Source organism: Streptomyces sp. WZ.A104, assembly GCF_002382885.1.
Classification (GTDB): Bacteria; Actinomycetota; Actinomycetes; order Streptomycetales; family Streptomycetaceae; genus Streptomyces.
Window position 1 is genome coordinate 1 of sequence record NZ_NWVL01000064.1, and the last position, 13,386, is coordinate 13,386.

Genomic DNA, 13,386 nt, shown 5'->3' on the forward strand with positions numbered 1-13,386 from the left:
CCCGCCGCGAAACCGGCCGCCGCGGCGCCCAAGCCCCCGGCCCCCGCGCCGCAGGCCCCGGCGAAGCCGGCCGCCCCGGCCGGGTCCGCCTCCCGCTCCGGTGGCTCCTCCAACCGGGTGCGAGCCCGCCTCGCCCGCCTCGGCGTCCAGCGCTCCAGCCCGTACAACCCGGTTCTGGAACCCCTCCTGCGTACGGTCCGGGGCAACGACCCCAAGATCGAGTCGGCCACGCTCCGTCAGATCGAGAAGGCCTATCAGGTCGCCGAGCGCTGGCACCGGGGCCAGAAGCGCAAGAGCGGCGACCCGTACATCACGCATCCGCTGGCCGTCACCACGATCCTGGCCGAGCTGGGCATGGATCCGGCCACCCTGATGGCGGGCCTGCTCCACGACACCGTCGAGGACACCGAGTACGGCCTGGACACCCTGCGCCGCGACTTCGGCGACCAGGTCGCCCTGCTCGTCGACGGCGTCACCAAGCTGGACAAGGTCAAGTTCGGCGAGGCCGCCCAGGCCGAGACCGTGCGCAAGATGGTCGTGGCCATGGCCAAGGACCCCCGGGTCCTCGTCATCAAGCTCGCCGACCGCCTGCACAACATGCGCACCATGCGCTACCTCAAGCGGGAGAAGCAGGAGAAGAAGGCCCGCGAGACGCTGGAGATCTACGCCCCGCTGGCGCACCGGCTGGGCATGAACACCATCAAGTGGGAGCTGGAGGACCTCGCCTTCGCGATCCTCTACCCCAAGATGTACGACGAGATCGTCCGCCTCGTCGCCGAGCGGGCCCCCAAGCGTGACGAATACCTCGCCATAGTGACCGACGAGGTCCAGGCCGACCTGCGCGCCGCCCGGATCAAGGCCACCGTCACCGGCCGCCCCAAGCACTACTACAGCGTCTACCAGAAGATGATCGTGCGAGGCCGCGACTTCGCCGAGATCTACGACCTGGTGGGAATTCGGGTACTTGTCGACACGGTCCGCGACTGCTACGCGGCGCTCGGCACCGTCCACGCCCGGTGGAACCCGGTGCCCGGGCGGTTCAAGGACTACATCGCGATGCCCAAGTTCAACATGTACCAGTCGCTGCACACCACGGTGATCGGTCCCAGCGGCAAGCCCGTCGAGCTCCAGATCCGTACGTTCGACATGCACCGCCGCGCCGAGTACGGCATCGCCGCCCACTGGAAGTACAAGCAGGAGGCCGTCGCGGGCGCCTCCAAGGTCCGTACCGACGTCCCCAAGAACACCGGCCGCGGCCAGGACACCGTCAACGACATGGCGTGGCTGCGCCAGCTCCTTGACTGGCAGAAGGAGACCGAGGACCCGAGCGAGTTCCTGGAGTCCCTGCGCTTCGACCTCTCGCGCAACGAGGTCTTCGTCTTCACGCCGAAGGGCGACGTGATAGCGCTGCCCGCCGGCGCCACCCCCGTCGACTTCGCGTACGCCGTCCACACCGAGGTCGGCCACCGGACCATAGGAGCACGCGTCAACGGGCGGCTCGTCCCGCTCGAATCGACCCTCGACAACGGCGACCTGGTCGAGGTCTTCACCTCCAAGGCGGCAGGCGCAGGCCCCTCGCGGGACTGGCTCGGCTTCGTCAAGTCGCCGCGCGCCCGCAACAAGATCCGCGCCTGGTTCTCCAAGGAGCGCCGCGACGAGGCCATCGAGCAGGGCAAGGACGCCATCGCGCGGGCCATGCGCAAGCAGAACCTGCCGATCCAGCGCATCCTGACCGGCGACTCACTGGTCACCCTCGCCCACGAGATGCGCTACCCCGACATCTCCTCGCTGTACGCGGCGATCGGCGAGGGCCATGTCGCCGCGGCGGGCGTCGTGCAGAAGCTGGTGCAGGCCCTCGGCGGCCACGACGAGGCCAACGAGGACCTGGCCGAATCCACCCCGCCCTCGCACGGCGGCCGCAGCAAGCGCCGCGCCAACGCCGACCCCGGCGTCGTCGTCAAGGGCGTCGAGGACGTCTGGGTCAAGCTGGCCCGCTGCTGTACGCCGGTCCCCGGCGACCCGATCATCGGCTTCGTCACCCGGGGCAGCGGCGTCTCGGTGCACCGCGCCGACTGCGTCAACGTGGACTCGCTGTCCCAGCAGCCCGAGCGCATTCTCGACGTCGAGTGGGCTCCGACCCAGTCGTCGGTCTTCCTGGTCGCCATCCAGGTCGAGGCGCTGGACCGCTCCCGGCTGCTGTCCGACGTCACCCGGGTCCTGTCCGACCAGCACGTCAACATCCTGTCGGCGGCCGTCCAGACCTCCCGCGACCGCGTGGCCACCTCGCGCTTCACGTTCGAGATGGGCGACCCCAAGCACCTGGGGCACGTCCTGAAGGCCGTACGCGGCGTGGAGGGCGTCTACGACGTCTACCGCGTCACCTCGGCCCGCAGGCCGTAGGAGCGAAAGGGAGGGGCCCCGGTACGCATCGAGGATCGCGTACCGGGGCCCCTCCCTTTTACGGGCTTCTCAGCCGCCGAACTCCTCCAGGCCCTTCAGCGCCTGGTCCAGCAGCGCCTGACGGCCCTCCAGCTCCTTGGCCAGCTTGTCCGCGCGGGCGTTGTTGCCCGAAGCGCGCGCGGTGTCGATCTGGCCGCGCAGCTTGTCCACGGCCGACTGGAGCTGCCCGGTCAGACCCTCGGCGCGGGCCCGCGCCTCCGGGTTCGTCCGGCGCCACTCGGACTCCTCGGCCTCCTGGAGCGCCCGCTCCACCGCCTGCATCCGGCCCTCGACCTTGGGCCGGGCGTCACGCGGTACGTGGCCGATGGCCTCCCAGCGCTCGTTGACGGACCGGAACGCGGCACGGGCCGCCTTCAGGTCCTTCACCGGCACCAGCTTCTCGGCCTCGGTGGCGAGCTCCTCCTTCAGCTTGAGGTTCTCGCCCTGCTCGGCGTCCCGCTCCGCGAAGACCTCGCTGCGGGCGGCGAAGAAGACGTCCTGGGCGCCGCGGAAGCGGTTCCACAGATCGTCCTCGGCCTCGCGCTGGGCGCGGCCCGCCGCCTTCCACTCGGTCATCAGATCGCGGTAGCGCGCGGCCGTGCCGACCCAGTCCGTGGAGCCGGACAGCGCCTCGGCCTCGGTGACCAGCTTCTCCTTGGCCTTGCGGGCGTCCTCGCGCTGGGCGTCCAGCGCGGCGAAGTGGGCCTTGCGCCGCTTGGAGAAGGCCGAGCGCGCGTGCGAGAAGCGGTGCCACAGCTCATCGTCCGACTTGCGGTCCAGGCGGGGGAGACCCTTCCAGGTGTCCACCAGCGCCCGCAGCCGTTCACCGGCCGACCGCCACTGCTCGCTCTTCGCCAGCTCCTCCGCCTCGGCGACGAGCGCCTCCTTGGCGTGCTTGGCCTCGTCGGTCTGCTTGGCCTTCTGCGCCTTGCGCTCCTCGCGCCGCGCCTCGACCGTCGCCACCAGCGCGTCCAGCCGCTTGCGCAGCGCGTCGAGGTCGCCCACCGCATGGTGTTCGTCGACCTGCTGGCGCAGATGGCCGATCGCCGTCGTCGCGTCCTTCGCCGACAGATCGGTGGTCTTCACCCGCCGTTCGAGGAGGCCGATCTCGACCACCATGCCGTCGTACTTGCGCTCGAAATAGGCCAGAGCCTCCTCAGGCGAACCGGCCTGCCACGATCCGACGACCTGCTCGCCGTCGGCTGTACGCACGTACACGGTGCCCGTCTCGTCGACGCGGCCCCACGGGTCGCTGCTCACAGCGCCTCCTCCACCTGATGCCTGCGAGGGGGTTCGCCCCCCGGGCATCGTCCACAGTTTCCTGGGGCGGGCATCGCCCGCCCTCCACAACGCCAATCTAGGCGACCGGCCGCCCGGCTGTCCGCACTCCGCGCGGCCGAAATTCTCCGCTCGGGGCCGGTTCGGGCCGGGCCGGTCGCCGCCCGGCCTGTTCAGTCCTTCTCGACCGACGCCTTCTCGATCGTCACGGTCTTCTTCGGAGCGCCGTCGGGCTGGTCGCCCTCCACCCCGGCCTCGCCGATCTTCTCGACGGCCTTCAGGGAGGCCTCGTCCATCGTGCCGAACGGGGTGTAGGTCGGCGGGAGCTTCGTCTCCTTGTAGACCAGGAAGAACTGGCTGCCGCCGGAGTCCGGCTGACCGGTGTTGGCCATCGCCACCGTGCCCGGCGGGAAGGTCACCTTGCCGTCTTCGCCCGCCTTGCCGAGCGCGTCCAGGTTCTCGTCCGGGATGGTGTAGCCCGGGCCGCCCATACCGTTGCCGTCCGGGTCGCCGCACTGGAGCACGAAGATGCCCTGGGTGGTCAGCCGGTGGCACTTGGTGGTGTCGAAGTAGCCCTTGTCGGCGAGCGCCTTGAAGGAGTTCGTCGTCTGCGGGGTCTTCGCCGCGTCCATCGAGAACGCTATGTCGCCCTGGGTGGTCTTCAGCGACATCGTGTACGTCGCCTTCTTGTCGATCTTCATCGGGGGCAGCGGAGCCTTGCTCTCGCTCTCCGAGGGCTCCGGAGTGGGGCTCTGGCTCGACGCCGCGTCGCTCGCCTTGTCCTTGTCGTCGTCCTTGCCGGCCACGACGAAGGCGCTCACTCCGATGACGGCGACCACGGCCACCGAGGCCGCGACGATCGCGGTGATGCGCCTGGTCCTGCGGCGGGCCTCCTCCCGGCGCTTCTGCTGGCGCTCGAACTTTTCCCGGGCGAGCTGCCGTCGCCGCTGTTCGCTGCTGGACACCGGTGGGGCTCCTTGTTACGTCGTGGGTCGTCGGATGAGGGCCTGAGCTGCCCGTACCGTATATGGGTTACCTGTGTCATGAGGAGCGCCGGTAGGCTCTGATCCGCCGCATCCTTGTACTGCGGCCGCTTCCACCGGACGAACATTAAGGACGATCGTGCTCATTGCCGGGTTCCCCGCCGGGGCCTGGGGGACCAACTGCTATCTGGTCGCCCCCGCCGCCGGTGAGGAGTGCGTGATCATCGACCCGGGCCACCAGGCCGCCCAGGGCGTCGAGGAAACGCTGAAGAAGCATCGGCTCAAGCCCGTCGCCGTCGTCCTCACCCACGGCCACATCGACCACGTCGCCTCGGTCGTCCCCGTCTGCGGCTCCCACGACGTACCCGCCTGGATCCATCCCGAGGACCGCTACATGATGAGCGACCCGGAGAAGGCGCTCGGCCGCTCCATCGGGATGCCGCTCATGGGCGAGCTGACCGTTGGGGAGCCCGACGACGTCAAGGAGCTGACCGACGGGGCGAAGCTGAGCCTGGCCGGTCTGGAGTTCGGCGTCTCGCACGCGCCCGGCCATACCAAGGGGTCGGTGACGTTCGGGATGCCCGAGGCCGCGGACATCCCGCCGGTCCTCTTCTCGGGCGACCTGCTCTTCGCCGGCTCCGTCGGACGTACCGACCTGCCCGGCGGCGACCACGCCGAGTTGCTGGAGTCGCTGGCCCGCGTGTGCCTGCCGCTCGACGACTCGACCGTGGTGCTGTCCGGCCACGGCCCCCAGACGACCATCGGCCGCGAGCGCGCCTCCAACCCGTTCCTGAACGGTCTGGACGCGGCGCCGCGCCGAGGACTGTAGACGAGAGACGTGATCGTGAGCACCTTTCAGGCCCCCAAGGGCACGTACGACCTGACCCCGCCGGACTCCGCGAAGTTCCTGGCGGTGCGCGAGGCCATCTCCGCGCCCCTGCGCGACTCCGGCTACGGCTACATCGAGACGCCCGGGTTCGAGAACGTCGAGCTCTTCGCGCGCGGTGTCGGTGAGTCCACCGACATCGTCACCAAGGAGATGTACACCCTCACCACCAAGGGCGGCGACCAGCTGGCGCTGCGCCCCGAGGGCACCGCCTCCGTGCTGCGCGCCGCGTTGGAGGCCAACCTCCACAAGGCGGGCAACCTCCCCGTCAAACTCTGGTACTCCGGCTCCTACTACCGCTACGAGCGCCCGCAGAAGGGCCGCTACCGCCACTTCTCGCAGGTGGGTGCCGAGGCCATCGGCACCGAGGACCCGGTCCTGGACGCCGAGCTGATCATCCTGGCCGATCAGGCGTACCGCTCGCTCGGCCTGCGCCAGTTCCGCATCCTGCTGAACTCGCTCGGCGACAAGGAGTGCCGCCCCGTCTACCGGGAAGCGCTCCAGACCTTCCTGCGCGACCTCGACCTCGACGAGGAGACCCGCCGCCGCATCGAGATCAACCCGCTGCGCGTCCTGGACGACAAGCGGGCCGACGTACAGAAGCAGCTCACCGACGCGCCCAAGCTCCGCGACCACCTCTGCGACGCCTGCAAGGCGTACCACGAGGAGGTCCGCGCGCTGCTGACGGCGGCCGGAGTCGTGTACGAGGACGACGAGAAGCTCGTCCGCGGCCTCGACTACTACACCCGTACCACCTTCGAGTTCGTCCACGACGGACTGGGCTCCCAGTCCGCGGTGGGCGGCGGCGGCCGCTACGACGGCCTGTCCGAGATGATCGGCGGCCCCGCGCTGCCGTCCGTCGGCTGGGCGCTCGGCGTGGACCGCACGGTCCTCGCTCTGGAGGCCGAGGGCGTCGAGCTCGACCTGCCCGTCACCACCAGCGTGTACGCGGTCCCGCTCGGAGAGGAAGCCCGCCGGGTGCTGTTCGGCGTCGTCACCGAGCTGCGCCGCGCGGGCGTCGCCGCCGACTTCGCGTTCGGCGGCCGGGGCCTGAAGGGTGCGATGAAGAGCGCCAACCGCTCGGGCGCGCGCTACACCCTGGTGGCGGGCGAGCGCGATCTCGCCGAGGGCGTCGTCCAGCTCAAGGACATGGAGTCCGGCGAGCAGAGCGCGGTGCCGCTGGCGGAGGCCGTCGCGGAGCTGACGAAGCGGCTCGGCTGAGCCGCTGGTGAAAGCGGCGCGGGCGGAAGGACCCCAGGTCCTCCCGCACGCGCCGCAGTCGTCACAGCAGCCCGTGGCGCATCGCCCCGGTCACCGCGGCGGTCCGGTCGTTCACGCCCAGCTTGCCGAAGATCCGCAGCAGATGGGTCTTCACCGTCGACTCCCCGATGAACAGCTTCCGTCCGATCTCCGCGTTGGTGCACCCCTCCGCCACCAGCCGCAGCACCTGCGTCTCCCGCTCCGAGAGCCGCGGCAGCTCCGGCACCCCGCGCAGCCGGTCCACCAGCCGTGTCGCCACCGTCGGCGCGAGCACCGTCTCGCCCCGCGCCGCAGCCCGGATCGCTTCCGCCAGCTCCCCGCGCCCCAGGTCCTTGAGCAGATAGCCGGACGCCCCGGCCTCCACCGCCCGAAGGATGTCGCCGTCACTCTCGTACGTGGTCAGCACCACGACCCGGCACGGCAGCCCCGCCGCCCGGATGCGGCGGATCGACTCGACGCCCCCGCCGCCCGGCATCCGCAGGTCCATCAGCACGATGTCCGGAAGCAGCTCGGCGCACAGGGCCTCGGCGCGGGGGCCGCTGCCGGCCTCGCCCACCACGTCGAGGTCCGCCTCGGCCTCCAGCATCCCGCGCAGTCCCTCCCGTACGACGGGGTGGTCGTCGGCCAGCAGGACACGGATCATCAGGCACTCCTTCGGGGGGCGTCCGGGAACGGGACGGCAGGGGACGGGACAACCGGGGGCAGCGGCAGGGCCACGGTCACCGAGGTCCCCGCGCCCGGGGCGCTGCGGACCTCCGCACTGCCGCCGGCCTCCTCGGCCCGGGCCCGTACCCCGTCCAGACCGTAGCCCTCGCGGGGCGCCCGGGGATCAAACCCGCACCCCTCGTCGCGAACGGACAGGGTCAGGGCGTCCGGGGCATACGCGAGCAGCACCGTAACCGGTACGGACGGGCCCGCGTGCTTACGGGTGTTGGCGAGGGCCTCCTGGCAGGCGCGCAGGGCCACCACCTCGTACGCGGTCGGCAGCGGGCGGACACCGCCGCCCACCGACAGCCGCGCCGGGGACCCGGTCTGCGCGGTGTGCCGGTCGGTGAGCCGCCGCAGGGCGTCCGCCAGCGACGTACCCGCCAGGTCCGCGGGGGAGCCTCCGGCCACCAGCGCCCGGGCCTCGGCGAGGTTCTCCCGCGCGGTCCGTGTCATCAGCGCCACGTGCCGCCGGGCCTGCGGCAGGTCGTGCTCCAGCTCCGACTCCACGGCCTGCGACAGCATCAGCAGACTGGTGAACCCCTGGGCCAGCGTGTCATGGATCTCCCGGGACATCCGCTCCCGCTCCGCCAGCGCCCCGTGCGCCGCCGACAGCCGGGCGATCTCCTCGCGACCCGCCTCCAGCTCGGCGATCAGCGCGGCCCGGTCCCGGCTCTGGGCGATGATCCGCATCGTCCACTGCCCCAGGAAAGCGCTGAACGCGAAGGTCGCCACCGCCAGTAGCAGCCGGAAGACCGTCTCGCCCGCCGACGGCCGCCACAGCAGCGTCCAGCCCGCGAACGGCACCGCGCCCATGATGCCCAGCACCCACAGCGCGCCCCGCAGCCGCAGCAGCATGAAGCACTGCGGGGCCAGCGCGAACGTGACGAGCTGCGTCTCGTTCACCAGCACCGACGTGGGCAGGAACAGCAGCATCGCCCCCACCACGTAGCGGAGGGCAGGTCCCTCGTCGCCGGTGTCGTCCAGCATGGCCGGGCGGCCCATCAGGACGTACCACGGCAGGTTCAGCGCCACGATCGAGGCCGCCACCGCCCGCAACGGCCACGAGGGGTCGGCGGCCCCGAGGACCACCGCGAGCGTGACCGCCCAGACGACGGCGAAATACGCGTCCCAGGGGCGCAGCGACCGGACCCAGACGTCGGAGTCGCGCGCTCCGCCCGCCCCGGTCAGCCGTCGCGCCGGTTCTTCCAGCGAAACGTCAGCAGACACAGCAGCAATCCTCCGATGCACCACGCGCCCAACACCAGGGCGATCCGGCCGAACTCCCAGCTGCCCGCCTGCTCCAGCACGGCGGCCGACTCGGGCAGGAAGACCCCGCGGAAGCCCTGGCACATCCACTTGAGCGGGAACAGGGCGCCGATGTTCAGCATCCAGTCGGGCAGTTCGCTCGCCGGGATGTAGACCCCGGAGATGAACTGGAGCACCAGGAACGGCAGGATCACCACCGACCCCGCGCTCCGCCCCGACCGGGGCACACTGCTGATCGCGATGCCGAGCAGCGCGCACCCCGTCGCCCCGAGCAGGAAGATCCAGCCGAACGTCAGCCAGGTGAGGAGGTCCGTGGGCAGCTTGAGACCGAACATACCCACCCCCACCAGCAGCAGGACGGCCGCCTCCAGGACTCCGGTGACCAGGACCAGCCACACCTTGCCCAGGAAGTAGGCGGCGGGCGGCATCGGGGTGGAGATCAGCCGGCGCAACTGCCGTTCGTCGCGCTCGACCGCGATGGAGATGCCGAGGGACTGGAAGCTGGTCGCCATGATGCCCGCCCCCAGCATCGCGGCCACATAGAGCTGGGAGACAGCCACATCGGTACCCTCCACCGTGCCGCTGAAGATCGAGGCGAACAGCACCAGGAAGACGACGGGGAAGGCGAAGGCGAAGACGACCTGGTCGCGCTGGCGGAAGAACTGCTTCAGCTCCAGACCGCCGCGCAGCACTCCGAGTCCCCAGGCCCCGGGGAGGCTCTCCTTCACCTGGTCACCTCCCGCTGTCCGGTGAGCCGCAGATAGACGTCCTCCAGGGTGGGCCGGGTGACCAGCAGGCCGGGGACCTCCCCGTCGAAGTGGTCGGCGAGCGCGGCGACGGTACGGGTCGGGGTCGCGGTCTCCTCGGCGCGAGGGGTGCCGTCGGGCGCCGTCCACCGGACCGTCGCCAGGGCGCCGTAGCGGGAGCGCAACTCCCCGGGGCTGCCCTCGGCGACGGCGGTGCCCGAGGCGACGACGACGAGGCGGTCGGCGAGCGCCTCCGCCTCCTCCAGGTAGTGGGTGGTGAGGAGGATGGTGGTGCCGCCGTCGGCGAGCAGCCGGATCAGCTCCCAGAACTGCCGCCGGGCAGCCGGGTCGAAGCCGGTGGTCGGCTCGTCGAGGAGGAGGAGTTCGGGGGCGCCGATCACGCCGAGCGCCACATCGAGACGTCGCCGCTGCCCGCCCGAGAGAGCCTTGGTCCGGGCCCCCGCCTTCGCCTCCAGACCGACCAGGGCGATGGTCTCGTCGGGGTCGCGCGGACGCGGGTAGTAGCGGGCGAAGTGCCGCACGGTCTCCCGTACCGTCAACTCGGCGGGCGCGGATTCATCCTGCCAGACGATCCCGACGCGGGACCGCCAGCGCCGGCCGGCGGTCGCGGGGTCGGCCCCGAGGACATCCACGCTCCCGCCGTCCCGGTCCCGCTGCCCCTGGAGCACGCCCACGCACGTGCTCTTCCCGGCACCGTTGGGGCCGAGCAGTCCGCACACCTCACCGCGCCGGATGCCCAGGTCCAGGCCGTCCAGCGCGGTCACATCGCCATAGCGCTTCCGTAGACCGCGCACGTTCACCACGAGTTCTGTCATGGACCCGAGCATCCCGCGGAGCGGGCCGTCTCCCGCCCACCGGGCGTACACCTTTATGTCCATCGAACGGTTGACCTGTGCGGGGGTGCGGCACAATGACCTTGCCCGGTTGACCACTCGGTGATGGAACGGCGATATGACGACTGCAGCGGTAGACCACGACCTCTCCTCGGACCAGGACGAGGGCGGCCGGAAGCGCACCTTCGGGGCCGGACGCGGTCTGGCCCTGCTCCTGGTGATCACCGGCGCGGCCGGACTCCTGGCCTCCTGGGTCATCACGCTCGACAAGTTCAAGCTGCTGGAGGACCCCTCCTTCACCCCCGGGTGCAGCCTCAACCCGGTCGTCGCGTGCGGCAACATCATGAAGAGCGAGCAGGCCTCCGCGTTCGGATTCCCCAACCCGATGCTCGGGCTGGTCACGTACGGCATGGTCATCGCCATCGGGATGGGCCTGCTCGCCGGAGCCCGCTACCGCAGCTGGTTCTGGCTCGGCCTGAACGCCGGGATGCTGTTCGGCGTCGGCTTCTGCACCTGGCTCCAGTACCAGTCGCTGTACAACATCAACTCGCTGTGCCTGTGGTGCTGCCTGGCCTGGGTCGCCACGATCGTCATGTTCTCCTACGTGACCACGCACAACGTCAAGCACCGCATCCTCCCGGCCCCGGCCTGGCTGCGCAGCGGCCTCACCGAGTTCCCCTGGGTGCTCCCGGTGATGTGGATCGGGATCATCGGCATGTTGATCCTGACCCGCTGGTGGGACTTCTGGACCAGCTGACCCCACCCACCGCCTCGGCAGGTGCTCCTCGGGGCGCTGTCAGTGGGGTCGCATAGGCTTCATGACGTGGAGCCCGACCTCTTTACCGCAGCCGCCGAAGACCGCCAGGAGAAGGACCCGTCCAGCAGCCCCCTCGCTGTCCGGATGCGTCCGCGCATCCTCGACGAGGTCGTCGGCCAGCAGCATCTGCTCAAGCCGGGCTCGCCGCTGCGCCGCCTCGTCGGCGAGGGGAGCGGCGGCCCGGCCGGCGCCTCCTCGGTGATCCTGTGGGGCCCGCCCGGCACCGGCAAGACGACCCTGGCGTACGTGGTCAGCAAGGCGACCAACAAGCGCTTCGTCGAGCTCTCCGCGATCACCGCGGGCGTCAAGGAGGTCCGGGCCGTCATCGAGGGCGCGCGCCGCGCCACCGGCGGCTTCGGCAAGGAGACCGTCCTCTTCCTCGACGAGATCCACCGCTTCTCCAAGGCCCAGCAGGACTCCCTGCTGCCCGCCGTGGAGAACCGCTGGGTCACCCTCATCGCCGCCACCACGGAGAATCCCTACTTCTCGATCATCTCCCCGCTGCTCTCGCGCTCCCTGCTGCTCACCCTGGAGCCGCTGACCGACGACGACCTGCGGGCGCTGCTGCGCCGGGCGCTGGCCGAGGAGCGGGGCCTCGGCGGGGCGGTCACCCTGCCCGAGGACGCCGAGGCGCATCTGCTGCGCATCGCGGGCGGCGACGCGCGCCGGGCGCTGACCGCGCTGGAGGCGGCGGCGGGCGCTGCGCTGGCGAAGCATGAGGCGGACATCACCCTGGAGACGGTCGAGGAGACCGTCGACCGGGCCGCCGTGAAGTACGACCGCGACGGCGACCAGCACTACGACGTGGCCAGCGCGCTCATCAAGTCCATCCGCGGCTCCGACGTCGACGCCGCGCTGCACTATCTGGCCCGGATGATCGAGGCGGGCGAGGACCCGCGGTTCATCGCGCGGCGGCTGATGATCTCCGCCAGCGAGGACATCGGCCTGGCCGATCCCACCGCCCTGCCGACCGCGGTGGCCGCGGCCCAGGCCGTCGCCATGATCGGCTTCCCGGAGGCGGCGCTCACCCTCAGCCACGCCACCATCGCCCTGGCGCTCGCGCCCAAGTCCAACGCGGCGACGCTCGCGATCTCCGCCGCCCAGGAGGACGTACGCAAGGGGCTCGCCGGACCCGTCCCGGCGCATCTGCGCGACGGGCACTACAAGGGCGCCGCCAAGCTCGGCCACGCCCAGGGCTATGTCTATCCGCACGACGTCCAGGGCGGCATCGCCGCCCAGCAGTACGCCCCCGACGCGGTCCGCGACCGGCACTACTACACCCCCACCCGCTACGGCGCCGAGGCGCGGTACGCGGACGTGGTCGAGCGGGTCCGCGAGCGGCTGGGCCGCGCGGGCGGCGAGGAGCCGGCCGAGGGCGCGTCCTGACCGGACCCGCCCCGCTTCCGGGCGCGGGTCAGTGGGAGGCCGCTTCGAAGAGGGTGTGCATCGCGCGGCGCAGTTCGGTGACGTCCCGCACGGGCTCGGGGAACTCGAAGCGGGCGTCGAAGGACGAGCCCTTGTCCTCGACGAAGCGGACCCGCAGCCCGAAGCGGTCCAGCGCCACGGGTACGGCGCTCGGCTGGTGGGAGGAGCAGGCCCGGGCGGTCCGCTCGCCGAGCAGTCCGCACAGGGCGCGCATCTGCTCGTCGTGGGCGGAGTGCAGATGCTGGAGCAGCTCCGCCTCGTGGGGGACCAGGGGGTCGGGGGCCGCGTCCCGGAAGCCCTCCGGCTCGATGTCCTCGGCGCCCCAGAGATCGTCCACGTACGCCTCGCCGAACTCCAGGCGCAGCATCATCCGGCCCGGCTCGGCGATGCCGGGTACGGAGGTGAGCCAGCCGGAGACCCAGGCGCGGCCCCGAATCCGGTGCGGGACGGAGACGGGGGCGACGTCCGTGAGCTCCAGCACAGCTGTCAGCTCGTCCCCCTGGGCGTGCGTCGCGGCCCGTACTGCCGGGGAATCCGCGGGGAATTCGAGGAACAGATCCCCCTCCGGCCCCACGCTCCTGCTGTCCGGGACCAGGGGTTCGGCGTGGGCCAGATCGAGCCCCGGTACGACCAGCAGCGCGGAGCAGGTACTCTGTACGAGAGTTCGTGTGCGCTCGGCTGCTGACGGCATCCGAGTGGTATCAAGCCCGCTGGGACGCGGCTG

12 protein-coding genes are annotated in these 13,386 nt (G+C 71.1%); 5 read left to right on the forward strand and 7 right to left on the reverse strand.

What is annotated here, in order from left to right:
- The coding region (locus CIB93_RS28025; protein ID WP_373558814.1) for a bifunctional (p)ppGpp synthetase/guanosine-3',5'-bis(diphosphate) 3'-pyrophosphohydrolase at nt 1-2,400 on the forward strand (2,400 nt) is incomplete at its 5' end.
- Between the two features lie 69 nt (nt 2,401-2,469).
- On the opposite strand, the gene CIB93_RS28030 is transcribed toward CIB93_RS28025, so the two are convergent.
- Both CIB93_RS28030 and CIB93_RS28035 read right to left on the reverse strand, forming a co-directional pair.
- Nucleotides 2,470-3,699: a DUF349 domain-containing protein gene (locus CIB93_RS28030; RefSeq protein WP_096630872.1), complete on the reverse strand. Its 1,230-nt coding sequence runs from the start codon at nt 3,697-3,699 to the stop codon at nt 2,470-2,472.
- Nucleotides 3,700-3,890: 191 nt separating this feature from the next.
- Nucleotides 3,891-4,682 carry a peptidylprolyl isomerase gene (locus CIB93_RS28035; RefSeq protein WP_096630873.1) on the reverse strand — a complete coding sequence of 264 codons (792 nt, stop codon included), beginning with the start codon at nt 4,680-4,682 and terminating at the stop codon, nt 3,891-3,893.
- 157 nt (nt 4,683-4,839) lie between these two features.
- Here CIB93_RS28035 and CIB93_RS28040 point away from each other — a divergent pair, with 157 nt between their 5' ends.
- Both CIB93_RS28040 and hisS read left to right on the forward strand, forming a co-directional pair.
- A complete protein-coding gene (locus tag CIB93_RS28040; protein WP_096630875.1) occupies nt 4,840-5,529 on the forward strand; it encodes an MBL fold metallo-hydrolase in 690 nt (229 codons plus the stop codon).
- A 15-nt stretch (nt 5,530-5,544) separates the two neighbouring features.
- The gene (gene hisS, locus CIB93_RS28045) at nt 5,545-6,807 is read left to right on the forward strand and encodes a histidine--tRNA ligase (RefSeq protein WP_096630924.1); all 1,263 of its coding nucleotides are present in this window, start codon (nt 5,545-5,547) and stop codon (nt 6,805-6,807) included.
- Between the two features lie 61 nt (nt 6,808-6,868).
- Here hisS and CIB93_RS28050 read toward each other — a convergent pair whose 3' ends face one another.
- Genes CIB93_RS28050 through CIB93_RS28065 form a run of 4 tightly spaced genes read right to left on the reverse strand, consistent with a single transcriptional unit; the run spans nt 6,869 to nt 10,402 of the window.
- Complete coding sequence (locus CIB93_RS28050; RefSeq protein WP_096630876.1) at nt 6,869-7,489, reverse strand: response regulator transcription factor; 621 nt, start codon at nt 7,487-7,489, stop codon at nt 6,869-6,871.
- Complete coding sequence (locus CIB93_RS28055; RefSeq protein WP_179500276.1) at nt 7,489-8,781, reverse strand: sensor histidine kinase; 1,293 nt, start codon at nt 8,779-8,781, stop codon at nt 7,489-7,491. The genes CIB93_RS28050 and CIB93_RS28055 overlap by 1 nt, the downstream gene beginning before the upstream one ends.
- Nucleotides 8,739-9,548 (reverse strand): ABC transporter permease, encoded by an 810-nt coding sequence (locus CIB93_RS28060; protein WP_096630879.1) that lies wholly within the window; start codon nt 9,546-9,548, stop codon nt 8,739-8,741. Before CIB93_RS28060 ends, CIB93_RS28055 begins: the two co-directional genes overlap by 43 nt.
- Complete coding sequence (locus CIB93_RS28065) at nt 9,545-10,402, reverse strand: ABC transporter ATP-binding protein (protein ID WP_096630926.1); 858 nt, start codon at nt 10,400-10,402, stop codon at nt 9,545-9,547. Before CIB93_RS28065 ends, CIB93_RS28060 begins: the two co-directional genes overlap by 4 nt.
- A 136-nt stretch (nt 10,403-10,538) precedes the next feature.
- Here CIB93_RS28065 and CIB93_RS28070 point away from each other — a divergent pair, with 136 nt between their 5' ends.
- Together CIB93_RS28070 and CIB93_RS28075 are read left to right on the forward strand one after the other, a co-directional pair.
- Entirely contained in the window at nt 10,539-11,177 is a 639-nt protein-coding gene (locus CIB93_RS28070) for a vitamin K epoxide reductase family protein (protein WP_096630880.1), read from the forward strand.
- A gap of 66 nt (nt 11,178-11,243) precedes the next feature.
- Complete coding sequence (locus CIB93_RS28075) at nt 11,244-12,623, forward strand: replication-associated recombination protein A (RefSeq protein WP_096630882.1); 1,380 nt, start codon at nt 11,244-11,246, stop codon at nt 12,621-12,623.
- Nucleotides 12,624-12,651: 28 nt separating this feature from the next.
- Here CIB93_RS28075 and CIB93_RS28080 read toward each other — a convergent pair whose 3' ends face one another.
- Nucleotides 12,652-13,353, reverse strand: a complete 702-nt coding sequence (locus CIB93_RS28080) for a DUF2470 domain-containing protein (protein WP_096630883.1) — start codon at nt 13,351-13,353, stop codon at nt 12,652-12,654.
- Nucleotides 13,354-13,386 lie beyond the last annotated feature (33 nt).